The 23,650-nt window shown below is 61.1% G+C and carries 18 protein-coding genes; 9 read left to right on the top strand and 9 right to left on the bottom strand.

What is annotated here, in order from left to right; all coding sequences use genetic code 11:
* Positions 1–73: 73 nt before the first annotated feature.
* Positions 74–379, bottom strand: coding sequence for a protealysin inhibitor emfourin (locus AWB72_RS12905; RefSeq protein ID WP_040052680.1), 306 nt, complete (start codon positions 377–379; stop codon positions 74–76).
* Positions 380–487: 108 nt separating this feature from the next.
* Complete coding sequence (locus AWB72_RS12900) at positions 488–1,567, bottom strand: M4 family metallopeptidase (RefSeq protein ID WP_087128114.1); 1,080 nt, start codon at positions 1,565–1,567, stop codon at positions 488–490.
* A 328-nt stretch (positions 1,568–1,895) separates the two neighbouring features.
* Here AWB72_RS12900 and AWB72_RS12895 point away from each other — a divergent pair, with 328 nt between their 5' ends.
* Complete coding sequence (locus tag AWB72_RS12895; protein ID WP_040052457.1) at positions 1,896–2,201, top strand: DUF485 domain-containing protein; 306 nt, start codon at positions 1,896–1,898, stop codon at positions 2,199–2,201.
* Positions 2,198–3,859: a cation acetate symporter gene (locus AWB72_RS12890; RefSeq protein ID WP_040052456.1), complete on the top strand. Its 1,662-nt coding sequence runs from the start codon at positions 2,198–2,200 to the stop codon at positions 3,857–3,859. Before AWB72_RS12895 ends, AWB72_RS12890 begins: the two co-directional genes overlap by 4 nt.
* A gap of 522 nt (positions 3,860–4,381) precedes the next feature.
* On the opposite strand, the gene AWB72_RS29400 is transcribed toward AWB72_RS12890, so the two are convergent.
* A complete protein-coding gene (locus AWB72_RS29400; RefSeq protein WP_244285612.1) occupies positions 4,382–4,765 on the bottom strand; it encodes a hypothetical protein in 384 nt (127 codons plus the stop codon).
* Here AWB72_RS29400 and AWB72_RS12885 point away from each other — a divergent pair.
* The gene (locus tag AWB72_RS12885) at positions 4,764–7,883 is read left to right on the top strand and encodes a PAS domain S-box protein (RefSeq protein WP_244285611.1); all 3,120 of its coding nucleotides are present in this window, start codon (positions 4,764–4,766) and stop codon (positions 7,881–7,883) included. The two genes, AWB72_RS29400 and AWB72_RS12885, sit on opposite strands and share 2 nt — an antisense overlap.
* A 57-nt stretch (positions 7,884–7,940) precedes the next feature.
* On the opposite strand, the gene katG is transcribed toward AWB72_RS12885, so the two are convergent.
* A complete protein-coding gene (katG, locus tag AWB72_RS12880; protein WP_040052454.1) occupies positions 7,941–10,220 on the bottom strand; it encodes a catalase/peroxidase HPI in 2,280 nt (759 codons plus the stop codon).
* A gap of 860 nt (positions 10,221–11,080) precedes the next feature.
* Between katG and AWB72_RS12875 the strand changes: the two genes are divergently transcribed.
* The 3 genes from AWB72_RS12875 (at position 11,081) to AWB72_RS12865 (ending at position 14,404) form a co-directional block, all read left to right on the top strand.
* Positions 11,081–11,365, top strand: coding sequence for a hypothetical protein (locus AWB72_RS12875; protein ID WP_040052453.1), 285 nt, complete (start codon positions 11,081–11,083; stop codon positions 11,363–11,365).
* A 642-nt stretch (positions 11,366–12,007) separates the two neighbouring features.
* A complete protein-coding gene (locus AWB72_RS12870) occupies positions 12,008–13,309 on the top strand; it encodes a glycosyl hydrolase (protein ID WP_244285610.1) in 1,302 nt (433 codons plus the stop codon).
* Positions 13,310–13,636: 327 nt separating this feature from the next.
* Positions 13,637–14,404: an SDR family oxidoreductase gene (locus AWB72_RS12865; RefSeq protein WP_040052451.1), complete on the top strand. Its 768-nt coding sequence runs from the start codon at positions 13,637–13,639 to the stop codon at positions 14,402–14,404.
* 35 nt (positions 14,405–14,439) lie between these two features.
* On the opposite strand, the gene AWB72_RS12860 is transcribed toward AWB72_RS12865, so the two are convergent.
* From AWB72_RS12860 to AWB72_RS12845, 4 genes are all read right to left on the bottom strand, one after another.
* Positions 14,440–15,012 (bottom strand): PAS and helix-turn-helix domain-containing protein, encoded by a 573-nt coding sequence (locus AWB72_RS12860; protein WP_087128110.1) that lies wholly within the window; start codon positions 15,010–15,012, stop codon positions 14,440–14,442.
* A 63-nt stretch (positions 15,013–15,075) separates the two neighbouring features.
* A complete protein-coding gene (locus AWB72_RS12855) occupies positions 15,076–15,600 on the bottom strand; it encodes a DUF5943 domain-containing protein (RefSeq protein WP_040052679.1) in 525 nt (174 codons plus the stop codon).
* Between the two features lie 2 nt (positions 15,601–15,602).
* Positions 15,603–16,574 (bottom strand): dipeptidase, encoded by a 972-nt coding sequence (locus AWB72_RS12850; protein ID WP_040052449.1) that lies wholly within the window; start codon positions 16,572–16,574, stop codon positions 15,603–15,605.
* A 42-nt stretch (positions 16,575–16,616) separates the two neighbouring features.
* Positions 16,617–17,972 carry an MFS transporter gene (locus tag AWB72_RS12845; RefSeq protein ID WP_040052448.1) on the bottom strand — a complete coding sequence of 452 codons (1,356 nt, stop codon included), beginning with the start codon at positions 17,970–17,972 and terminating at the stop codon, positions 16,617–16,619.
* A 197-nt stretch (positions 17,973–18,169) separates the two neighbouring features.
* Between AWB72_RS12845 and AWB72_RS12840 the strand changes: the two genes are divergently transcribed.
* The 3 genes from AWB72_RS12840 to AWB72_RS12830 all read left to right on the top strand — a co-directional run bounded on the left by AWB72_RS12840 (position 18,170) and on the right by AWB72_RS12830 (position 22,183).
* A complete protein-coding gene (locus AWB72_RS12840) occupies positions 18,170–19,507 on the top strand; it encodes an LLM class flavin-dependent oxidoreductase (RefSeq protein WP_087128109.1) in 1,338 nt (445 codons plus the stop codon).
* 80 nt (positions 19,508–19,587) lie between these two features.
* Positions 19,588–21,243: an ABC transporter substrate-binding protein gene (locus AWB72_RS12835; protein WP_087128107.1), complete on the top strand. Its 1,656-nt coding sequence runs from the start codon at positions 19,588–19,590 to the stop codon at positions 21,241–21,243.
* An 85-nt stretch (positions 21,244–21,328) separates the two neighbouring features.
* Complete coding sequence (locus AWB72_RS12830) at positions 21,329–22,183, top strand: oxidoreductase (protein ID WP_040052445.1); 855 nt, start codon at positions 21,329–21,331, stop codon at positions 22,181–22,183.
* Here the strand turns inward: AWB72_RS12830 and AWB72_RS12825 are convergent.
* The gene (locus AWB72_RS12825; protein WP_084593078.1) at positions 22,116–23,375 is read right to left on the bottom strand and encodes a glycosyltransferase family 9 protein; all 1,260 of its coding nucleotides are present in this window, start codon (positions 23,373–23,375) and stop codon (positions 22,116–22,118) included. The genes AWB72_RS12830 and AWB72_RS12825 overlap by 68 nt on opposite strands.
* Positions 23,376–23,650 lie beyond the last annotated feature (275 nt).

Genomic DNA, 23,650 nt, shown 5'->3' with positions numbered 1-23,650 from the left:
CCCTCATGCGAACAAGACGCGCTGCCGCCTTCGAACTTACTCCGCCTTACAACGCAGCGTGTAGATCCGACATTCACCGATGCCCATGCTTTTTGATGAAGACCATGAGCGCGGAAAACGCGGGCGGAACGGAGGGATCGGCGCATCCCAGTTCGGTGCTTCCGTCATCCGAAACAATGACGATGCGATAGGTTCGTCCATCCGGCACCGGTTTTTGCGCGGCTCGCGGCGCGGCGGCCGATTGCGCGCGCGCGGCGGACACGAGGCGCGACAGCTCCTCGTTGTCCGCAGGCGACAATTCGTTCGCTTCAACGACGATGGGCCGGGCCAAGCCCGGAAAGAAGCCGACGCCCCCTTCGATAGTGAGTTCAGCGCGCATCGGCAGCTCCTTCTGCATGCGATCCGAAGTGCAGCCTGCCGTCAGCTGGCAGGCGCAAATAAGTCCGGCGAACACGCGTGCGGACAGACGCATGATACGCGCGGTCCGTCACAATACGCCGACCGTATCCCACGCCTTGCTGACCGCCTTCGACTCGGCGCTATTCGCGCCATAAAGCCGATTTGCATTGGAGACAGTGAGTTTCGCGAAAGTCTTGAACGTCGTATTGGGTTTGATGTGCGAATCATTCAGCGTCTCATACCAGATGCGTCCGGCCTTGTCCCACGCATAACCGCCGATGTCGATCGCCGCCAGACAGAACGCGCGGTTCGGAATGCCGGAGTTGATATGAACGCCGTGATTGTCCTGCGCGGTTTGCACGTAATGGGCCATGTCCGCAGGCTGCGGGTCTTTGCCCAGCACGGGATCGTCATAGGCGGTCCCGGGTTCTTTCATCGAACGCAGCCCGACGCCCTTCACTCCCTTTGCGAGCAGTCCCGCGCCGATGATCCAGTCCGCCTTGTCCGCAGTCTGTTTGAGCGTGTATTGCTTGATGAGCGAGCCGAACACGTCGGATACGGATTCGTTCAGCGCGCCCGGTTGTCCGGAATAAGCAAGCGCGGCCGCGTGCTCGGTGACGCCGTGAGTAAGTTCATGACCGATCACATCGAGCGCGACGGTGAATCGGTTGAAGAGCGTGCCGTCGCCATCGCCGAATACCATCTGCTGTGAATTCCAGAACGCGTTGTCGTATTGCTCGCCGTAATGCACCGTGCCGATGAGCGGCATCCCTGCATCGTCGATGGAATTGCGGTGATAGATCTCCTGATAGAACTCGAAGGTCGCGCCGAGGCCGTCGTAGGCTTCGTTCACGCTGACATCGTTCGACTTGGGCGAGCCTTCGCTTCGCACCAGCGTGCCGGGCAAGGTCTCGGTCTGGTTGGCCGTGTAGATGGTTCGGTGAACGGAAGGCGCGGCGGCCACCGGTGCCACGGCGGCGCCGCGTCTTGGCGCGAGCATCGCGGCCTGCACCGAGCGAATCTGCCGGAACGTGTGGTCGGCGCTTAATGTGTCGATGGCGAGCGAACGCTGTTGCGGTGTGCCGTTCTTGGCAATTTCCTTCAGCATATGCGGCGGAAGGATGCAGTAGATCGGATGGACTCGATCATGTCGGGCGTGATTGCACATGGTCTTCTCCCTTGTTGAAGTGAGCGAGACGGCATTCGGCGCGCGAGAAGGTCAGCAATGTCGAACGATCGATCGGACCGGCGCCCGCGCGCAGCACTTACCAGTGCCATCAACAACCATAGGTCATTCGCGCGCGATCGTCACATCTCACTGAGTCGGACAGACGACGGGTATGACGATGCTCAGCGTAAACCCCGCCAAGGCCAGCCTCTTCGCGTAAGAAACGGGTAAGCCCATGCATTTACCTTAAGCATCAGCGCACCGTAGAAAAACTATCGGCATGCAATGCATGGGCGCGCATATCGACACTTCCCGGCAGGAGACGCCTATGGACATGCAGGTTGCAGAGACCATCAAATCGAGCGCGACGTATCGCGAACTCGTTCGGAAACGTTCGACGCTCGGCTGGACGCTGACGGCGCTCGTGCTGGTCGTCTATTACGGATACGTATTGCTGATCGCGTTCAACAAGGACCTGCTTGCAGCGAAGATGGGCGCCGGCGTGATGACGTGGGGCATGCCGATCGGCCTTTTCGTGATCGTTTTCACCGTTGCGATCACGGGACTTTACGTGCGGCATGCGAATCGCACGTATGACGAACTTACTGACAAGATCAAGCTGGAGGTCGAATGAACGCTCGACATATTCTCGCCGCAAGCGCGCTTCTCGCGGTATCGGTCGGTTCATTCGCGGCAGGCGGCGACCTCGGACCGGCGGTCAAACAGCCGACGAACTGGACCGCTATCTGCATGTTCATCGCGTTCGTAGTCGCGACACTGTTCATCACCAAATGGGCCGCCAAGAGAACACGTTCGGCCTCCGACTTCTATACGGCGGGCGGCGGAATCACCGGCTTTCAGAACGGCCTTGCGATTGCGGGCGATTTCATGTCGGCGGCCTCGTTCCTGGGCATTTCCGCTGCGGTCTATACGAACGGCTATGACGGTCTCATTTATTCCATCGGCTTTCTCGTCGGCTGGCCGATCATCACGTTCCTGATGGCCGAGCGGCTGCGCAATCTCGGCCGCTTCACATTCGCCGACGTCGCGGCGTATCGCTTCAAGCAGACGCCCATTCGTGCATTCGCCGCGTCCGGAACGCTCGTCGTCGTGGCGTTCTATCTCATCGCGCAGATGGTGGGCGCGGGGCAACTCATCAAGCTGCTCTTCGGTCTCGAATACTGGATCGCGGTGGTGATCGTCGGTGCGCTGATGATGGTGTACGTGCTCTTCGGCGGCATGACCGCGACCACGTGGGTTCAAATCATCAAGGCGTGTCTGTTGCTTGCGGGCGCATCGTTCATGGCCTTCATGGTGCTCTGGCAATTTCACTTTAGCCCCGAAGCATTGTTTGCGAAAGCTGTTGACGTTCATGAGAAAAAGACGTCGATCATGGGTCCGGGCAATTTCATCAAGGACCCGATCTCCGCGATCTCTTTCGGCATTGCGTTGATGTTCGGCACGGCGGGCTTGCCGCACATCTTGATGCGCTTTTTCACGGTGCCGAATGCAAAAGAGGCGCGCAAGTCCGTGTTCTGGGCGACGACGTGGATCGGCTATTTCTACATTCTCACGTTCATCATCGGCTTCGGCGCGATCGTGCTCGTGAGCACGAATCCGGTGTTCAAGGATGCGGGCGGCAAGCTGCTCGGCGGGACCAACATGGCGGCGGTGCATCTGGCGAGCGCGGTGGGGGGCAACGTGTTTCTGGGCTTTATCTCGGCGGTCGCGTTCGCCACGATTCTCGCGGTCGTCGCGGGGCTGACGCTCGCGGGGGCATCGGCGGTATCGCATGATCTCTATGCGACGGTGTTCAAGCACGGCAACGCATCGAGCAAGAGCGAACTGCATGTATCGCGCGTGACGACGATCGTGCTCGGTATCGTGGCGGTCGTGCTCGGCATCGTCTTCGAGAAGCAGAACATTGCGTTCATGGTGTCGCTTGCGTTCGCGGTCGCGGCTTCGGCCAACTTTCCGGTGCTGTTCATGTCGGTGCTGTGGCGCGGCTGCACGACACGCGGCGCAGCGGTCGGTGGCTTTCTCGGGTTGCTTTCGGCTGTGGTGCTGACGGTGCTCTCGAAAGCCGTATGGGTGGACGTGTTCCACTTCGCCGATGCGCCGTTTCCGTATGCATCGCCCGCGCTGTTCTCCATGGCGATCGGCTTCCTCGGCATCTGGATTTTCTCGATAACGGACAAGTCTGCTCGGGCGCGCATCGATCAAGCTGGCTTCGATGCTCAAACCGTGCGTTCGGAAACGGGCATCGGCGCAGTGGAGGGCGCGAGTCACTAAGTCTTTGCCGATGTGTTGTCTTGCAGTCGCGGCGGCCGAGTGCGTGCCGGCCGCGACCCACGCAATTTCCTTGAGCGGTTATAGGTTCTTCAATATTTCCAAGAGCAATATGTCGTGGCACTCTGGTCGAATGCTTGAATGGGGCCAGCCCCAACATGCGTTCGCGCGCGCACAACGCACAGGGTGCCATTACTCTTCTGCGATCACATCAGCAATATTTACGGAATAGTTCGTGGCCCTTGAGGCCCGGGCCGGCGCGTTGAGCGGACTGGGGACCGGTGTGTGGTCTTCGCGCGACATGGAGCCGCGCCTTACAGCGAAAGCGGGTGCCTGCAAAGAGTCCGTAAACTCGCGCTGCTAGGATGACGGCTCCTTCCATCTCACACATCTCGAACATATGAAAAAGGCCGTTCTTGCCGCTTTCGTTGCAGGCACCGCGTTCTTCGCTGCTGCGTCCGCTTTTGCAGCTCCGCATCACCACGTGGTATGCCACAAGGTGCACGTTCATCATCATTGGGAACGTCACTGCAAGTAAGCGGTATTCGCTTGGCAAGAGCCCCGTCGTGAATAACGGCGGGGTTTTTTTATGCTCGCTGCGAGAATTGGCGGGTCGCAAATAAATAGGAATGCGATGTAACCAAAATCTGTTCCCGGGCCCGCCGGCGTCAGGCGCTCGCGCCGCGATTGCGGTGCAAAGGTACAATCGTTCGCCAATTCCGCCTGCAATAGAAGCGCTTTACGCCGCCCCTCGATGACTTCTTCCAAAACTACCGATGCGATGCCGCCTTTCCTCACCGGAGGTGGAAATTGTTCCGACATCATCGCGTTCCGTGACTGGTCGAAAACTCCGCTTGGCCCGATATCCGCCTGGCCCGCCATTCTCAAGAACACGCTGTCGGTCATCATGTCGTCGCCGGTTCCCATCGTCACGCTGTGGGGCGAGGAAGGGGTCATGCTGTACAACGATGCGTACTCGGGCTTTGCAGCAGGACGGCATCCGGTGCTGCTCGGGTCCAACGTACGCGAGGGATGGCCCGAAGTCGCCGACTTCAACGACAACGTCATGAAAGTCGGCCTGCGCGGTGGAACGCTGCGCTACGAAGATCAGGAACTCACGCTGCATCGCAATGGCGCGCCCGAACAGGTGTGGATGAATCTCGACTATTCGCCCATCCACGACGAAGCGGGCACGCCGGTCGCGGTGATGGCGGTCGTCGTCGAGACCACCGCGAAGGTTCGCGCCAAGCGCGCGTTGCAGGACGACCGCGAGCGTTTGCGTCGCATGTTCGAACAGGCGCCGGGTTTCATTGCCATTGTCGGGGGGCCTCAGCATGAGTTCGAACTCGCGAACCCCGCGTATATGGAACTCGTCGGCAAGCGAGACCTGATCGGCCGCGCGGTCAAGGACGCATTGCCCGAAGTCGCGGGTCAAGGCTTCTTCGAATTGCTCGATGCCGCTTTCGCCGAAGGCTTATCCACGACGCGTCTTGCAGAGCCGATCACGCTCGACCGGCAAGCCGGCATGGGGACGGAGACGCGCTATCTCGACTTCAGCTATCAGCCCGTGAGGGACGCGGCTGGCGAGATCGTCGGCGTGTTCGTGCAAGGCAACGACGTGACCGCGCATATCGAAGCGCAGCGAGCGGTGCGCGAAAGCGAAGAGCGCTTCCGCACGTTCGCTCAGGCATTGCCGTGCCAGGTGTGGTCGGCGAATGCATCGGGACGCGTCGACTGGATCAACGAGCGAAGCTATCAATACACCGGCATGCACGAAGGCAGTCTGCGCGACGAAGGCTGGTCGACGGTGATGCACCCGGAAGACATTGCCGGTGCGGAAGAGCTGTGGAACAAGGCGGTCCGCGCGGAAGAGGCGTTCGAACGGGAAGTGAGGCTGCGCAGCGTCAACGGCGTATACCGGTGGCATCTGTGCCGCGCGCTTCCGGTTCGCAACGCGGACGGCGACATTACGCGCTGGATCGCCGTGAACATGGACATACACGATCAAAAGACGGCGGCCCACTTTCTCGAACGCGTGAACCAGGACCTCGAACAGAAGGTCGCCGAGAGCGCCGCGGATCGCGAGCGCATGTGGCGTCTTTCGACCGACCTGATGCTGGTCGCCGATCTCGAGGCGTCGATCGTGTCCGTCAATCCCGCATGGACCGATCTGCTCGGGTGGACCGCAGTCGAATTGATCGGCCAGTCGTTCATCAACCTCATTCATCTCGACGACGTCGCGCCCACGCTCGACGAAATCCAGCGTCTCTCAGACGGAAACCGGACCATGAAGTTCGTGAACCGTTTTCGCCGGCGCGAGGGCGGATACTGCACGCTATCGTGGACCGCTGTTCCCGACAATGGCTTCATTCACGCCGTGGGCCGCGATATCAGCGCGGACGTTGCAGCCACCGAAGCGCTGCGGCAAACGGAACTCGCGCTGCAGCAATCGCAAAGAATGGAGACCATCGGCAAGCTCACGGGCGGCGTTGCTCACGACTTCAACAATCTGCTTCAGGTGATATCCGGCAATCTGCAATTGCTGACGAAGGACGTGCAGGGCAACGAGAAGGCGGAGCGTCGTCTGCAACAGGCGCTCGCGGGCGTGAATCGCGGCGGCAGGCTCGCGAGTCAGTTGCTTGCATTCGGACGCAGGCAGGCGCTCGAACCGAAGGCGGTGCGGCTGGCACGGCTCGTCGCGGAAATGGACGACATGTTGCGTCGAAGTCTCGGCGACGCCATCGAAGTCGAAACCGTCACGAGCGGCGGACTGTGGAATACGTTCGTCGATCCGGGGCAACTGGAGAACGCCATCCTCAATCTGGCGATCAACGCGCGCGATGCGATGGAAGGCAACGGCAAACTGACGATCGAAGTCGGCAATGCCTATCTCGACGATACCTACGCCTACAGCCATCCCGAAGTCGAGCCTGGCCAGTACGTGATGATTGCAGTGACGGACACGGGCAGCGGCATGACGCCGGATGTGATGAACAAGGCTTATGAACCGTTCTTTTCGACGAAGCCCGAAGGCAAGGGATCAGGGCTCGGCTTATCGATGGTCTATGGTTTCGTGAAGCAATCCGGTGGACACATCAAGCTTTATAGCGAGCAGGGCCACGGAACCACGGTCAAGCTCTATCTGCCGCGCACGCTCGAATCGGAAGTTCAGCCCGTGATGGCCGAAGTGAGTCCCGCCGAAGGAGGGACGGAAGTCGTACTCGTCGCGGAAGACGACGAGCAGGTTCGGACCACCGTCATCGAGACGCTCAACGATCTGGGCTATCGCGTGTTGCGCGCGAACGATGCGCTCAGTGCGCTCGCAATCGTCGAAAGCGGCGTGCATATCGACTTGCTGTTCACGGACGTCGTGATGCCCGGTCCCATGAAAAGCACCGAACTCGCGCGCAAGGCGAGAGAACGCATTCCCGGCATCGCGGTGCTGTACACGTCGGGCTATACGGAGAACTCGATCGTTCACGGCGGCCGGCTGGATCCGGGCGTCGAATTGTTGAGCAAGCCGTATTCGCGTGAAGCGCTCGCGCGCAAGATACGCCGCGTGCTGGGTAATCGCTCTGCAAAGCGCGGCGATGCGTTTAGCGATATTCCCATCGACCGGACCGCGCCGCGTCCATCCTTCGGCATGCACGCTGTCGAAAGCGGCGCAGGCAAAGCGTCGCCGGCGCTGCACATTCTGTATGTGGAAGACGATGACCTCATTCGCGCCGTGACAGTCGAACTACTCGAAACGTTCGGTCATGTTGTCCATGAAGCGACGGATTCCACTTCCGCGCTTGCTTTACTCGACAAGCATGACGTGGACGTCTTGCTGACGGATATCGGCTTGCCGGACGTTCCCGGCGATGAACTCGCACGGGTCGCACGCGAGCGGCAACCGGACTTGTCCGTCATCTTTGCCACCGGCCAGAACGATGCGCCGTCTATCGAAGGCGTCGTGTTGCTGCGCAAGCCCTACGATACGGCTTCGCTCGAGACCGCAATTCGACGCGTGCTCGATCCTTCTTGAACGATGTGCGCTCGCACCGCGAGCCCCCGGCATGAAGGCTCGCGGTAAGCATCGCGATTATGCAGCCGCGCGACCCACGCGATTACGCACGTCGAAGCGATCGAGGTCCATCACCTTGACCCACGCTGCAACGAAGTCGCGGATGAACTTCTCCTCGGCGTCGTCGCTCGCATAGACCTCGCTCAAAGCGCGCAACACGGCGTTCGATCCGAACACGAGATCGACGCGGCTACCCTTCCATTTGAAGTCACCCGTCTGACGATCGCGGCCTTCGAACTCATTGTCGGACAGCGCTTTCCACTCCGTCTTCATGTCGAGCAGATTGCGGAAGAAGTCGTTGCTGAGCGTGCCGGGCCGCGCGGTGAACGATGCATGCGCGTCGTGCTTCGTGCCGACGTCCAGCACGCGCAGTCCGCCGATCAGCACGGTCATCTCCGGCGCGGTCAGCGTCAGGAGTTGCGCCTTGTCGATCAGCAGATGCTCAGCCGGAATGCTGAAACGTCCCTTCAGATAGTTACGGAAGCCGTCGGCGGCGGGTTCCATCGCGGACATCGACAACACGTCCGTCTGTTCTTGCGATGCATCCGTGCGCCCCGGCGTGAACGGCACGGTCAATTGATGCCCGGCCGCTTGCGCCGCCTGCTCGATGCCCGCGCTGCCCGCGAGCACGATCAGGTCCGCAAGCGATATCTTCTTGCCGCCCGACTGCGCGCCGTTGAAGTCACGCTGAATGGCTTCCAGCGATGCAAGTACCTTCTGCAGTTCGTCAGGGCGATTCACCGCCCAGTCCTTTTGCGGCGTCAAGCGAACGCGCGCGCCGTTCGCGCCGCCACGCTTGTCGGAACCGCGAAAGGTCGATGCGGAAGCCCATGCCGTCTCGACGAGTTGCGCCACCGTCAGCCCCGATTCGGCGATCTTCTTCTTGAGCGATGCAATGTCGTTGTCATCGACGAGCGGATGATCGACATCCGGAACCGGGTCTTGCCACAGCAGTTCTTCCGTCGGCACTTCGGGGCCGAGATAACGCGAGCGCGGCCCCATGTCGCGATGCGTGAGCTTGAACCACGCCCGCGCGAAGGCATCGGCGAGTTCGTCGGGATGCTCCATGAAACGGCGTGAAATCTTCTCGTACGTCGGATCGAGGCGCAGCGAAAGATCGGTCGTCAGCATCGTCGGACGCAACTTCTTCGAAGGATCGTGCGCGGCCGGAATGGATTCGCCCGCATTCTTCGCGATCCATTGATTCGCGCCGGCCGGACTCTTCGTGAGTTCCCACTCATTGCCGAAGAGATTCTGAAAGTAACCGTTGCCCCATTGCGTCGGCGTACTCGTCCAGGTGACTTCCAGACCGCTCGTGATCGTATCCGCGCCCTTGCCGGTGCCGAACGTACTCTTCCAGCCAAGCCCCTGATTCTCCAGATCCGCGCCTTCCGGTTCGGCGCCGACGTTGTCGGCCGGTCCCGCGCCGTGCGTCTTGCCGAAAGTATGGCCGCCCGCGATCAGCGCGACGGTTTCTTCGTCGCTCATTGCCATGCGGGCGAATGTCTCGCGGATGTCGTGCGCCGCAGCAAGCGGGTCTGGATTGCCATCCGGGCCTTCGGGATTCACATAGATGAGGCCCATTTGCACGGCGGCCAGCGGATTTTCCAGATTGCGGCCGGGGTCGGTGCGGCTCGCTTCGGTGCCGTGAATCTCTTCATCCGCGACGATCACGCCTTCGTCATCGTCCTTGCCGGCGGCTCCCTTGCCATAACGCAGATCGCCGCCGAGCCAGGTTTTCTCGTTGCCCCAATACACATCGAGATCCGGCTCCCACGTATCCGCGCGTCCGCCGCCGAAGCCGAAAGTCTTGAAACCCATTGTCTCCAGCGCGACGTTGCCGGTGAGCACGAGCAAGTCCGCCCACGAAATCTTCTGCCCGTATTTCTGCTTGATGGGCCATAGAAGACGACGGGCTTTGTCGAGACTGACATTGTCCGGCCAACTGTTGAGCGGGGCGAAACGCTGTTGGCCACGGCCCGCGCCGCCGCGTCCATCGCCAATGCGGTACGTGCCCGCGCTATGCCACGCCATGCGGATGAAGAGCGGACCATAGTGGCCGAAGTCCGCAGGCCACCAGTCTTGCGAATCCGTCATCAACGCGGCAATGTCTTTCTTGAGCGCCGCATAGTCGAGACTGTTGAAGGCTTCCGCGTAATCGAATTCCTTACCTAGGGGGTCCGATTTAGCGGAGTGCTGACTGAGTAAGTCGAGCCGCAATTGCTTGGGCCACCAGTCGCGGTTGGTGGTGCCGCCGCCCGCAGTATGGTTGAACGGGCACTTTCCTTCGCTGGCCATGAACTGTCTCCTGGGAACACGTCGACGTTTTCGATCGTTGGCGCGTCGCGATGAGAGACATGACGAATTCGAAGTCCCCGATCGATTCTTCTGCGCCACGTAGGGTGAATATAGTTCGGCGCGCATCGAGATAAAAGTCGATTCGGGCAATCCATGCAATAGCGGTCTTCTATGACGGATTCATAGCCACGTTCAATATAGGTGATTGGCGCAAATGATTGGTGGCGGCCCCGCGCGCCAACTAAGTTGGAATAACCCACTTTGCATCCGGAGGGTTTGTCGGATGGTCAAAATTGTCGGCAAGCTCCTGACTGTCGCCTTTCAGGACGGCGAGACGGTCGTTCGCGCGCTGCAGCGCTCGGAATATCCATCGGTGCTGAGAGAGACATTGCGATCGCCACGTTACGGCTCATGCGATGTATGGTGCGTGCTCGCATCCGATACCGGCGAGGGCGCGGTCTTCGGTTGCCAGAGCGACGATTGTGCCGATGAATGCGTCTTGACGAAGCATGTCGTCGGAGAGCAAACGTATTGGTCGTGCCAGTGCGTTTGCGCTGCTCCGCCGAGGAACATCATCTCTTTGCGTCGCGGTGGCCCGTGGCGCGTTTCGCCGCGCCTGGGACCGCGGTCCTCTTAAGTCCCGGACGTCTGAAAAGCCGCTTTCATCATGATTCGGATAGCGAATTAATATCCTTGTGTTCGAATCGGGACGCAGCGCCGACACCCTCGCCATACCCTCCGCATCCGCCGCTACTCGCGCAGCTGGGAACACGGTTTGCTCAGATGAATACGGCTGACGGCGCGCATATCGGCTGCTCGCGCGATACGTCACGTCAACCCACTTTCGAGAGGAACCGACAATGAAACTCCGTCATCTTTTCACGGTAGGCGCCGCTGGCGTGCTTATTTCGAGCGGCGCGGCTTTCGCTCAGCAACAGAATGCGCCGATGAGCGGCGCATCGCATACCACGGATGCCAGCACGTCCACTTACGGTGCTTCCACCTATAGCGGCTCGGACTATGGCGGGTCCGGGTATACGGGCGCGAGCGGCGCGGGCGCACGCAACTATGGCGAATGGGTGCGCAGCCGGAATCCGTCGGACTGCCCGGCGGGATTGCCCTGCAACGTCTATAAAGGCTCCTGACCTTCGCACGCGGCCAACGTCATGCGGCGCATGGAACGACATGCCTGCGGACGATGGCCGCGTCGCCATTGCGACAGGTAGTTCGAACCGGTCAAGCGTCGTTGGCTCGGTGCCGTACAGTAGATCCCGCGAGAGCAGGACGTGCACGGGCTTCCTTAAATTAGTTAGATATGCGAAGGAGCGCGGCCGGGTACCGAGAACCGTTGCCGCCCTTGCGCTTCAGACATCGTTAGTTACTTTTAACAGCAAATATTACTGACTAACTGCAATCCGTTCAGAAACCAATCTATCGGTAAATGTTATCGATCAAAAAACGAGCAATTCGAAACTTTAGGTAATCCCTCTACGGCACTCAAGTATTGCTTACCCATTGCGAACTGTCACATAGCAAACGTTTCACATAGTTAGTTTTAGATAAGTAGTTCTTCCTCGTGATCTATTCTTCTGATCATTTTTAACCTATTTTCCTGCTTAAAAAAATGTAACGGTTTCAGGTAAAAAAGGAACGGTTAGAGTTCATTCCATTGAACTCACCGGACTTCTTTACCTGCCATGAATAAGCCTAAACAAGCCACTGCAGCATCTTTATCCGCATCTTTTACCGATTCGGCTTTAACCCGCCGGAAGTTCCTTTCTTTCCTGATGGCCGGAGCAGGCGGCGCGGCACTTTCTGCATGCGGCGGCAGCCTGGATTCCGCAGGCGACGCAGCGGGCGGCGTGGCGAAGAGCGTGTCCAAGGCGGCGACTGCCTCTGCTTCCGGCACGACCATTCCGCCAGCGGCATCCATTACCGACAGCGCGGGCGCCGTGTGGACGCTCGTCGGCGGTCGCGTGATGAAGAACGGCGCGGGCGTCTCGACCGGATCGAGCGTCGCACTGGTGCAAATCCTGTACTTCAACGGAATCATCTACGCGCAGAACGGAAGCGGTGTCTGGTACCTGAACGGTTCGCCGTGGAAGAACATCGGCACGACCGACCCGCGCACCGTGATCAAGCCGTCCAACACGTCGCTGTTCTATGGCATCAACGGCCACATGGCGTGGGGCTCGGGCATCTATTACACGATGACGGCGGAGCAGCAACTCGCCATCCTCAAGGACCTCGGCGTGACGATGTATCGTTGCGACACCGCCGACGCGGGCATGTCGACGACGCTCGCCATGGCCCTGCGCGGCTGCTTCGCGAACAGCGGCGTCGGCATCATGCCGGTGCTGAACCCGCGCTCGGCGGGCTGGAATCCGACCGGCACCGAAGCCGCCGCGTATCAACTCGGTTATGACCTCGCGGTGCGTTGCACGCAGCCGCTGGTCGGCCTCGTGACGCACATCGAATGCGGCAATGAACTCGACACGGTCGGCCTGCAGATCGGCGGGGACGGCAGCCAGTCGTCCGACTGGAGCCCGTCGCAATGGCCGGCATTCCGTGGCGTGATTCGCGGCATGATCGCGGGCGTGAAGGCGGTCGATCCGACCATCAAATGCGGCGTGAACGTCGGCATTCCAATGGCGTATCGCGCGCTCCAGATGTTGTGGAACGGCATCTCGCCGAACGGCACGGCAACGGGCGTCGCGGATTCGGCATCGCTGCGCTGGGATTACACGACGTATCACTGGTATCACAGCTCGGGCAAGATCGAATGCGCGGGCCGCAACAACGCGTGCATCAACGTGCTGCAAGTGCTGAAGGACTCGTTCAACGTGCCGATCTGGTTGACGGAATGGGGCTGGTCCGGTTCGGCGGATTCTGCAACGGCGCAATCGGCGTACGTGCAGGAAACGATCGCAAGCTACTATGCGGTCAAGGACAAGTACAACATCGAATGCATCATGATGTACGCGGTGATCGACCCGAGCTACGGTCTGATTCAGGGCGACGGCGTGACGAAAACTCCGGCGTACGCCACGTTCAAGAACTTCATCGCGGCGAATCCGGTCACGGCGTAATAGCGAACGGTAGTCACGTTCGAGGGACATCCGTCGGCTCGTACAGCGCGGATGTCCTGCTGATTCAGTGTCTCGACGCGGCCCGTGCGCCGCGCATCGAACTGCGCAAGATCAAAGCGCGCATTGCATAGACCCGCAGACCGATCTCGTGATCTTCTGGCATCGGTTATTTCTTCGCGACGAGGCCTAAAACCTCATCCACTCGCACGCGGGCGAACCCTGATATTTCCCTGCATCCCTGTCTGCTACGTTCAACGTCTTACGGACGCAGCCTGTCGATAGAAGCTGCGCGTCTTCTTTTCGAAAGCATTTCACCGGGAAACACGCATGAACAAGCTGTTCGATCTCAGCGGCCGCACGGCGCTCGTCACGGGTTCGGCGCGCGGCATCGGCCATGCGCTTATTGAAGGATTCGCGACGGCGGGCGCGCGCGTCATCGTCAACGGCACTAAGGAAGAAACCGTCGATGCCGCCGTCATCCGCTTGCAGGCGCAAGGCTTCGACGCACGCGGCAAAGCCTTCGACGTCACCGATGAAGCATCCGTTGCCGCTGCATTCGCCGCCTGGGATGCGGAAGGCATCGAAGTGGACATCGTCGTGAACAACGCGGGCATCCAGTTCCGCAAGCCGATGATCGATCTCGCGCTCGCCGACTGGCAACGCGTGATCGATACGAATCTCACGAGCGCGTTCATCGTGGCGAAGGAAGCGGCGCGGCGCATGATCGAACGCAAGCGGGGCGGCAAGATCATCAACATCGGTTCGCTCACGAGCGAAGGCGCGCGCGCAACGGTTGCGCCTTACACGGCCGCGAAGGGCGGTATCAAGATGCTCACGCGCGCCATGAGCGCGGAGTGGGCGCCGTTCGATATCCAGGCGAACGCCATCGGCCCCGGCTACATTCTGACGGACATGAATCAGGCGCTCGTCGACAACGCGGACTTCGACAAGTGGGTGAAGAGCAGCAACCCGTCGCAGCGCTGGGGCAAGCCCGAAGAACTCGTCGGCACGGCGGTGTATCTCGCGTCGGCGGCATCGAGCTACGTGAACGGACAAATCATTTACGTCGATGGCGGCTGGCTCGCCGTGCTTTGACATCGCGGACAACATCACGACTGCGGCGCCGCTCTTCAGGCTAGCAGCCGGGCGATGAGATCGGGTGTCGTCCGCACTTCGTATTTGCGCAGCAGGCTCGCGCGATGGATATCGACGGTGCGTGGGCTGATGTTCAGTTCCTTGCCGATCTCCTTGCTCGTCATTCCGTGCACGAGAAACGCGGCAACGTCACGCTCGCGCTCGGTCAGCGTGCTCGCGACATCGGCTTGCCTGCGGTTCTTCGAGAGATCGGTGAAGGTCCATACCGCCAGTTCGAAAGGGCGCTTCGGGTTATAGCCGAAACCGCCCACGGTGACCCAGAAGTGACTGCCATCGACGCGACGCATGATGCGCTCGTCGCTGAACACGGCGCGCTTCGCGATGAGCGGCGCGAGCCGGCGTCCGGTCGTCGCGAAGTCTTTCTGCTGCGGATACAGCTTCGAAAACGACTGATTGAGAATGTCGCTTCGCTTTGCCCTGAAGAGTTCGAGCGCCCGCGCATTGCAGTCCACCATGATGCGCTCGCGCGCCACGATCACGGCGACCGGCAAATGCCTGAAGAGGTCTTCGTAGTCGAGACTGGGCGTCGTGTCGGTCATGGCGGGCATGTCGTTATCAATCTTTCGAAGGGTACGTAGGCTCCTATGTAAGTGTAGCCGTTGCGCGCGCGATCACGCGACGTGAAACGTGCAGCAGGCGTGGCCTTCACCCGTGCATTGCGTTTCGATGGACGTCGAGCGAGGGCCGCGCGCGGCGCTATCGGGCGCGGTGTCGTTGACCCAGTCCATCGCACCGGCGAACCATCCTGCGAACATGTAGCAGAGCTTCCCGTGCTTGTCCGGCTGTGCGAGCACGAACGACGAGTGATGCACATGAATGCGCGCATGCGATGTCGCCGGGTCTGCCTCGGCGATCGTGAACACGCCCCAGCCGCGCTGCGAAAGACGCTTCAGGTAGTGCTCGAACACGGCCATGCCGGCGATGCCGTGCTTCTCCGCTTCCTTGTCGCACCAGTGATAGGCCGACTTATAGCCGGCCTTGTAGAGAATCCCGGCATACGTCTCGCGGCCGAGCGCTTCCTCCACCGCGACGTGATTGTTCGTGAAGAAATGGCGCGGCACGTAGAGCATCGGCAGCGCGTCGGTGGTCCAGACGCCGGTGTCCGGATCGACTTCGATAGGCAATTGAGGCTGCATGATCAGACGTTCCACACTTCGCCGAATACGCGCAGCCAGTTCTCGCCCATCACCTTCTTGATGCGCGATTCACTCCAGCCTGCGCGTTGCATCGCGGCGGTGAGATTCGGAAACTCGCCGATCGTGCGAATGCCTTCGGGATTCACCACCTTGCCGAAGTTCGTCAATTGACGATAACGGCCCTTGTCGTGCGTGATCCAGTCGAAGAACTCGGTGCTATAGCCTTGCGTGAAGTCCGTGCCGATGCCGACCTTGTCTTCGCCGACGACATCGATCACATATTCGATTGCTTCGAGATAGTCATCGACAGTCGCGTCCGGACCTTTCTTCAGGAACGGCGCGAACATCGTCACGCCGACGAAGCCGTTCGCATCGACAATCTCTCTCAGTTGTTCATCGCTCTTGTTGCGCGGATGTTCTTTCAACCCCGAAGGACAGCAATGCGAGTAAGTCACGGGCTTCTTCGAACACGCAATGGCATCCGAGGAAGTCTTCGCGCCGACATGCGAGAGATCCACCAGAATGCCCACGCGATTCATCTCCTGAATCACCTCGCGGCCATAGCCGGAGAGACCGCCATCGGCTTCATAGCAACCCGTGCCGACAAGGTTCTGCGTGTTGTAGCAAAGCTGGACCACGTTCACGCCGAGTTCCTTGAACACTTCGATATAGCCCAGGTTGTCCTCGAACGCATACGAATTCTGGAAGCCGAAGATGATGCCGGTCTTGTTCTCTTTCTTCGCGCGGAGAATGTCGTCGGTCGTGCGCACGAGCGTGAGAATCTCACTGTATTCGCGGATCTGCTGCTTCATTTCCGCGATGTTGTCGACGGTCTTCTGAAAGTCTTCCCACACCGAGACCGTGCAATTGACGGCAGTGACGCCGCCCTTGCGCATGTCTTCGAACACGGAGCGCTCGAACTTCGAGATGTTGAGTCCGTCGATGATGATGCTGGAGTCGTGAAGGCTGGTCATTGCTGTTGTCCGTTCAGTTTTTCGTGGCGAGGGCGAGCGCGGTCAGATGGTTTGTCGCGACGTGCGTTCGATCGCACTCGCTCGCGTTCCCGTTGCATTGCCCGCATCTTCGAGCGCCGTCTTCGACGTTTCATGCAGCGCGAGTCCGCCGATCATCGCGAAGATCGATACCGCGATCAGATAGTAAGCAGGCGAGAGGTTCGTGCCGGTCGAAGCAATCAGCCACGTGGCGACGAGCGGCGCGGTGCCGCCGAAGATGGTGTAGGCGAGGTTGTACGTAATGGCCGATGCCGTATAGCGCGCCTTCGTCGCGAACACTTCGGACATGAGCGGCGCGGTCACGACACCCGAAAGCACCGCGCCGATGGCGAGCAGCGCGACGCCGAGCAGCGAATGAGACAGCACGCCCGAGCCGCCCAGCGAGAACGCCGGATAGACCGATGCGATGATGAACACACACGTCGTGGCGATCGTCGCGCGGCGGCCGACGAGGTCGGAGAACAAGCCGGCGAGAGGGCACAACGCGGCAGCGAAAAGGAGCGCGAGCACGGTCACGAGCAGCGATGCGCCGCGCGTCAGATGTCCCGCGACTTGAAGGTAGGTCGCGAAATACGTCGTGAACGTATAGAACGAAAGCGCGGTGACGGACACGAACGCACCGAGCTTCACGATATTCCACAACTGCGAATGCAGGGTTTCCATCAGCGGCGCATGCGCGACTTCATGCCGGTTTTCGAGCGCCTGGAACGCGGGCGTTTCGTTCAGGCTCACGCGCAGATAGACGCCGATGAGACCGACAGGCGCCGCGATGAGGAACGGCACGCGCCAGCCCCAGTCGATCATCGCTTGTGCCGACAGCGACGATTCGAGCAGATACGCAACCACCGCCGCGCACGCGAACGAAGAGAATGTCGAGACCGGAACGAAGCTGCCGAAGAATGCGCGGCGACGGCGCGGCGCATGTTCCATCACGTAGGCGCACGCCCCCGCATACTCGCCGCCTGCGGAAAACCCTTGCACGCAGCGAATGATGGTGAGCAGCAGCGGCGCCCAATAGCCGATGCTGGCGTAGGTCGGAAGCACGCCGATGAGCGTGGTGGAACCGGCCATCAGCAAGATGGTGAAGGCGAGCGTTCGCTTGCGGCCGATGCGGTCGCCGATCACGCCGAAGAATATTCCGCCGAGTGGACGGAACGCGAATGCCACCGCGAATACCGCGAATGTTTTCAGAAGGCCGACAGTGGGATCGCCACTCGGAAAGAATTCGCGCGTGAGAATGGTGGCGAGAAAACCATACGCGGCGAAATCGAACCACTCGACAAAATTGCCGATAGAGGCTGCCGCAATCACTTTTCTTAGCGTGCCGGTGTCGACTTCCTGGGTGTGCTGGCCTGCCATGTCGCCTCTCCTCATCAAGTGTCGGTGCCTTGCGGTATCGAAAGGAGAGTAGGACCTCAAATTACGTAGGTCCATACGTGTCAATTACCTAGGTAATCGCGTCTCTCTCACTTAAAACTCACTGGCGGGAAAAGCACGCCGGGCGGACCGCCTGCATAATGTCGGCTCGCTGCAACCGGACTGGAGCACACACGCGCATGAATCGCGAGCATATGGTTTTGGGCGCATTTCTCTTCAACCCGCAGGGCGATCACCGGATGTCATGGCGTCATCCCGATGCGCCCGGCGCCGACATCTTCGGCCTCTCGTACTTTCAACGGCTCGCTGCTTTAGCCGAGTCCGCGTGCATGGACGCATTGTTCATTGCAGACCACGTAGCCATGTGGGATTCGTATGAAAGCAACGTCGCGCATTACGCCAACGCTCGTCTCGAACCCATCACTTTGCTTTCGGCGTTGTCCGCGGTAACGCGTGATATCGGTCTGATCGGCACGGTTTCCGCGTCCTACAGCGAGCCGTACAACACGGCCCGCATGTTTGCATCGCTGGATCATCTGAGTCAGGGCCGCGCTGGCTGGAACGTCGTCACGTCGGGTATGGACGAAGAAGCGATGAACTTCGGCCGCGATGCCAATCTCGAACATCGCTTTCGCTATGAACGTGCCGCCGAGTATCTCGAAGTCGTCGAGACGCTGTGGGATAGCTGGGAAGACGGCGCGATGCTGGTCGATAAAGCGACCGGCGCTTTCGCCGATCCGTCGCGAGTTCACCGCATCGATCATGACGGTGCGCATTTCAAGGTACGCGGGCCGCTGAACGTGCCGCGTTCACCGCAAGGCTATCCGCTGATCGCGCAAGCAGGCGCGTCCAGTGACGGCCGTGACCTGGCCGCGCGTTACGCCGATCTGCATTTCACGCGCTATCGAGGCATCGATGACGGGCGCGCATATCGGCAGGACTTCGACGCGCGGCTCGCGCGCTTCGGCCGCGCGCCCGGAAGCCTCAAGATACTGCCCGGCATTCAGCCGATCATCGGCGAATCGGCCGCTGAAGCCGAAGAAAAGCGTGCGCGTCTGGAATCGCTCGTGCCCGAGCGTCTGGGCGTGGACATGGTGTCGAGCTGGTGCGGCGTGGATGTATCGGGCATGCCGCTCGATGGCCCGCTTCCCGACTTGCCCGACGAAGCGCACTACAACGGCCAGCGCACCAATCTCAAACGCATGCAAGGCCTCAAGGAGCAGAACAAGACCATACGCGAAGTGGCCCGCTTGCTCGCCAATGCGGGCGGCGCGCAGGTCATGGCGGGCACCGCGACCGACATTGCCGATGAGATGGAAGCCTGGTTCAAGGCGGGAATCTGCGACGGCTTCATCCTCATGTTCCCCATCCTTCCGACGGATTGCGCGGACTTCGTGAACAAGGTGGTTCCCGAGTTGCAAAGGCGCGGTGTCGCACAGACGCGCTATCGCGAAGGGACCTTGCGCGACAAGCTAGGCCTCGCGCGACCGGCAAACAGGTTCGCACGATCGCGATGATGGCCGGCTAACGCTTTCTATCCGCGATACGCTTGCGGTCGGCATCCGATACGACATCACTACTACAAGGCACGCAGCTGATGAAATCATGGAGAAGCAGGTTCGGGGCAGTTCGGCAGAATGGAAGCGAGCTACAGAATCACGTTGTCGATGAATATCTCGCCGGGCGCCTTTCGCGTCGCGAGCTACTGAAAGCGGGCAGCGTGCTCGGTCTCTGGACGCTCGGCGGCTCGTCGCTCGTCATGCCGGGCATCGCGGGCGCGGCGGATGCGGCATCGCCCGCGAACGCGACGATTCGCGTCGGGCATCCGATGCCTTCCGGCGCGATCGATCCGTTGACCGCATTCGATGTCGCCAGTCCCGCGTTGCTCAATCAGAGCGGCGAGTATCTGGTGAACGCGGATGCGGAGAGCGCAACGCTTCATCCGGCGCTCGCGTTGTCATGGCAACCGAACGAAAAGGGCGATGTCTGGACGTTCAAGTTGCGCAAAGGCGTGCGGTTTCAGGACGGCCAGCCGATGACCGCGAAGGACGTCGCCGCGACCTTCGACCGCCTGACCGATCCTTCGGCGGGGTCGGCTGCGCGTGCCATCATGCGCGGTGTGTTGTCGAAGGGCGGCAGGGTGGCGCGCGACGACGAAACGGTCGAGTTCCATCTCGACGCGCCGAACGGTTCGTTCCCGTGGTACGTGTCGTCGGACACGGTCAATGCCGTCATTCTTCCGGCGAACTTCAAGGGGCCTTACGAGCAGTCGTTCATGGGAACGGGGCCTTACCGGCTCGAAAGGTTTCAACCGCGCATCGGGGCATCGTTCGTGCGCAACGACGATTACTGGGGCAACAAGGCTCGCATTCAACGCGTCGAATTCAAGTTCTATGGCGATCAGCAAGGGCAGATACTCGCCATGCGCGGGCGTCAAGTCGATCTGCTCACGCGCTTCACGGTGCATGGCGGACTCGCCTTGCTGAACGATCCGTCATTCAGGATTATCGGCATGCGTTCGAGCACGCATCGGCAGATTCACATGCACACGGACCAGGGCGCCTTCAAGGACAAGCGCGTGCGTCAGGCCATCGCGATGAGTCTCGACCGCGATGCGATCGTTCGAGGTCTCATTCAGGGGCGCGGCGTCGCGGCCAACGATCATCCGATCGCGCCGTTCTTCGCGACCTTCGATCCTTCGGTGCCGCAGCGAAACAAGGACATCGCCGGGGCGAAGGAACGGCTCGCCGCAGCGGGCGTGCCGAATGGCTTCGCGGCCACGTTCACCACCGAGCAATTTCTGGAGATGCCGGATCTCGCTGTCGTCGTGCAGAACGCGGCCAAGGCCATCGGCGTGAATCTCACGCTGAAGGTCGAATCGCAAGAGGCGTATTACGGTGCGGGCACGGCGGGCAAGTCGGACTGGCTCGACTCGCCGCTCGGCATGACGGACTACGCGCATCGCGGCGTGCCGGACGCCTTCCTGCGCGGACCGCTTCTGACCGGCGGCGCCTGGAACGCGGCGCACTTCGCCAACCCCGCGTACGATGACCTCGTCAAGCAGTACATCGGCACGCTCGATGTCGCGGCGAAGAAGCAGGTGGCGGGCAAGATCGAACGATTGCTCGTCGACGAGACGCCGCTCGTGATCCCGTATTTCGCCGATTCGCTCATCGTCACCGGCGCGAACGTGCATGGCGTGCGGCCGACGCCGATGGCCCAGCTTTATCTGGATCAGGCCACGCTGGCGTGAGTTCGCGCATGCATCGCGGCGTGCCGTTTTTGTTTTTCTTTCCGATGCGCCGTGCAGGCGCTTTCCCAACCCAAGGAGCTCGAACATGATGAACCGGGACAATCCCGTCTGGCTGATCACCGGCTGCTCGACAGGCTTCGGCCGCGAACTGGCGAAGGCCGTGCTCGAACGCGGCTGGCGCGCTGTCGTGACCGCGCGCGATGTGTCGAAGGTGGAAGACATCGTCAAGGGAAACGAGGACCGCGCGATCGCGTTGCCGCTCGACGTGCAGAAGGCCGATCAGATCGCGAGCGTCGTCGAAGAGACGAAGCGGCGTTTCGGCCGCATCGACGCGCTCGTCAATAACGCGGGCTACGGCTATCTCGCCGCGATAGAAGAAGGCGAGGACGATGCCGTGCGCGACATGTTCGAGACCAACGTGTTCGGTCTCGTCGACATGACCAAGGCCGTGCTTCCGGTGATGCGGGCGCAGAAGAGCGGCATCGTCATCAATGTTTCGTCGATCGGCGGCCTCACGAGCTTCGCCGCGACCGGTTACTACCACGGCACGAAGTACGCGGTGGAGGGCATATCGGAGTCGCTCGCGGTGGAAGTAAAGCCGCTCGGCATCGACGTGCTGCTCGTCGAGCCGGGGCCGTTCCGCACGAACTGGGCGGGACCGTCGATCAAGGCTTCCGCGACCGAGATCGCCGACTATGCATCGACCGCGGGCGAGCGGCGCAAGCAGACCGCCGCGCGCAGCGGCAATCAGGCGGGCGATCCGGTGCGCGCGGCGCACGCGATCATCGAGGCAGCGACGGCCGATGAACCGCCGCTGCGTCTGCTGCTGGGGAAGACCGCGCTCGAACTCGCGCGCAAGAAGCTCGATTCGCTCAAACGCGACTTCGACGCGTGGGAGAAGACGACGTTGGGCGCCGACTTCCCGGAAGCGCAGAGTTGAGCGTTTCGCCCTGAACCAGCGGCGGAATCGGCTGAGCGAGACCTGCGCGCGTGCGCTCCGTGCTCACCGATTCCAGCACGGCATGCACGACGCGCTCCACGCCCGGCCAGTTCTTGTCCGGCTCATTCTCGATGTAGTTCTCCGGCGACACGCTGCGATAGTGCTCGGGATAGCCCCAGATCGCATCGTGAACGGCCGGCCTCGTGATGCTGCCGCCGAGCACCGCGACGGTCGGCCGATGAAACGCGGCAGCGACGTGCATGAGCATCGAAGAGCTCGTGAGCACGACGTCCGCCTGTTCGGCGAGCGCGAAGACGGTTCTCATCGGGACATCGCCCGCGACCGAACGCACCGGCACGTTCTTGCCGGCGGCGGCGATCGCATCGGCTGCGCGCGTCTTGTCGGCTTCGCTGCCGACGATGACGATATCGCAAACATGGCCGGACAACTGCAACGCGGACGCGATGCGCGCGAGCGCCGCGCCCACCTGACGCGCGTCCCACACCTTCGTCGGCACGCCCGCGCCGATGCCCACCAGCAGGCGCACCGTAGTCGGGCCGGCGGTGTTCCAGATGTGCCCGGCGTGCGCGCGTTCGGCAGCGGTGAGAAAGAGTTGCGGACGCGCTTCGGGCAGGTCGGTTGCGCCGAGCAGTTCGGCTTGCGCGAGCGCGGCGCGCCCGGACTGGCGGCGCGCGAAGTCGATGAACGCGTGGCATCCGCTGTGGCCGCCGCGATAGCCGCGCACGCCGATGCGGTATCGCACGCCGAGGCGCATCATCAATAGCGCGCCCATGTAGCTGCCGAGAACGTCGATGCCCACATCGAACCCGCCGCGCTTGCGCAACGCGGCGATTTGCGGCGACTTCGTCAGGAAGCGCAGGACGCTGCGCGCGGAGCGGTCGTGGACGAGCTTGTTGTTCCAGGGCGCATCCAGCTCGACGATTTCATCGACGAACGGATTGTTCTCCAGAATCGGACGCCCCCAACTGCCGATGCCCGCGACGATGCGCGTCGCCGGAAAGCGCTTCTTGAGCGCCTCGAAGATGGGCGTGGTGGTCAGCAGCTCGCCGAAATCGTTCGGGCGCAGGACGAGGATTTCGCGCGGCGTATCGCGCTGCGGATCATGGCGTGGCGGATTGAAGCGCCCGATCGTCCAGACCGGCAGCTCCGTCAACAGACTCTTCCAACCCATTGCTTCTCCCATAAAGACGGCGGGCGCCGGGCGGCGCTGCTTCACGGGGTGGATTGTGCAGATGGATGCGCGCGCGATCTGTGGGCGGGATGACGCAACGTGCTTGATCGGCGGATGATGCGCGGCTCGCTTGCGGAAATGAGCGATAAAAAAACCCGGGAAGGCGGCTTCCCGGGTCTCGTTGCGCTGAAGTCACCGCTATTGCCATTTCGCTCTCTTATGGCGATTGCGGCCGATCACATCCCACAGCTTTTTCGACTCTTTCTGCGCGGACT

It is taken from the genome of Caballeronia concitans (assembly GCF_001544615.1).
Lineage (GTDB): Bacteria > Pseudomonadota > Gammaproteobacteria > Burkholderiales > Burkholderiaceae > Caballeronia > Caballeronia concitans.
This window is presented reverse-complemented; position numbering and strand designations above follow the sequence as displayed.

What these genes read in the sequence shown, in the direction of transcription:
- AWB72_RS12870 (WP_244285610.1), top strand. Translation starts at nt 12,008, where the DNA reads ATGGCCGGAGCAGGCGGCGCGGCACTTTCTGCATGCGGCGGCAGCCTG.
- AWB72_RS12895 (WP_040052457.1), top strand. Translation starts at nt 1,896, where the DNA reads ATGGACATGCAGGTTGCAGAGACCATCAAATCGAGCGCGACGTATCGC.
- AWB72_RS12890 (WP_040052456.1), top strand. Translation starts at nt 2,198, where the DNA reads ATGAACGCTCGACATATTCTCGCCGCAAGCGCGCTTCTCGCGGTATCG.
- AWB72_RS12860 (WP_087128110.1), bottom strand. Translation starts at nt 15,012, where the DNA reads ATGCCCGCCATGACCGACACGACGCCCAGTCTCGACTACGAAGACCTC.
- katG (WP_040052454.1), bottom strand. Translation starts at nt 10,220, where the DNA reads ATGGCCAGCGAAGGAAAGTGCCCGTTCAACCATACTGCGGGCGGCGGC.
- AWB72_RS12875 (WP_040052453.1), top strand. Translation starts at nt 11,081, where the DNA reads ATGAAACTCCGTCATCTTTTCACGGTAGGCGCCGCTGGCGTGCTTATT.
- AWB72_RS12850 (WP_040052449.1), bottom strand. Translation starts at nt 16,574, where the DNA reads ATGACCAGCCTTCACGACTCCAGCATCATCATCGACGGACTCAACATC.
- AWB72_RS12845 (WP_040052448.1), bottom strand. Translation starts at nt 17,972, where the DNA reads ATGGCAGGCCAGCACACCCAGGAAGTCGACACCGGCACGCTAAGAAAA.
- AWB72_RS29400 (WP_244285612.1), bottom strand. Translation starts at nt 4,765, where the DNA reads ATGATGACCGACAGCGTGTTCTTGAGAATGGCGGGCCAGGCGGATATC.
- AWB72_RS12900 (WP_087128114.1), bottom strand. Translation starts at nt 1,567, where the DNA reads ATGTGCAATCACGCCCGACATGATCGAGTCCATCCGATCTACTGCATC.
- AWB72_RS12855 (WP_040052679.1), bottom strand. Translation starts at nt 15,600, where the DNA reads ATGCAGCCTCAATTGCCTATCGAAGTCGATCCGGACACCGGCGTCTGG.
- AWB72_RS12830 (WP_040052445.1), top strand. Translation starts at nt 21,329, where the DNA reads ATGATGAACCGGGACAATCCCGTCTGGCTGATCACCGGCTGCTCGACA.
- AWB72_RS12885 (WP_244285611.1), top strand. Translation starts at nt 4,764, where the DNA reads ATGTCGTCGCCGGTTCCCATCGTCACGCTGTGGGGCGAGGAAGGGGTC.
- AWB72_RS12825 (WP_084593078.1), bottom strand. Translation starts at nt 23,375, where the DNA reads ATGGGTTGGAAGAGTCTGTTGACGGAGCTGCCGGTCTGGACGATCGGG.
- AWB72_RS12905 (WP_040052680.1), bottom strand. Translation starts at nt 379, where the DNA reads ATGCGCGCTGAACTCACTATCGAAGGGGGCGTCGGCTTCTTTCCGGGC.
- AWB72_RS12865 (WP_040052451.1), top strand. Translation starts at nt 13,637, where the DNA reads ATGAACAAGCTGTTCGATCTCAGCGGCCGCACGGCGCTCGTCACGGGT.
- AWB72_RS12840 (WP_087128109.1), top strand. Translation starts at nt 18,170, where the DNA reads ATGAATCGCGAGCATATGGTTTTGGGCGCATTTCTCTTCAACCCGCAG.
- AWB72_RS12835 (WP_087128107.1), top strand. Translation starts at nt 19,588, where the DNA reads ATGAAATCATGGAGAAGCAGGTTCGGGGCAGTTCGGCAGAATGGAAGC.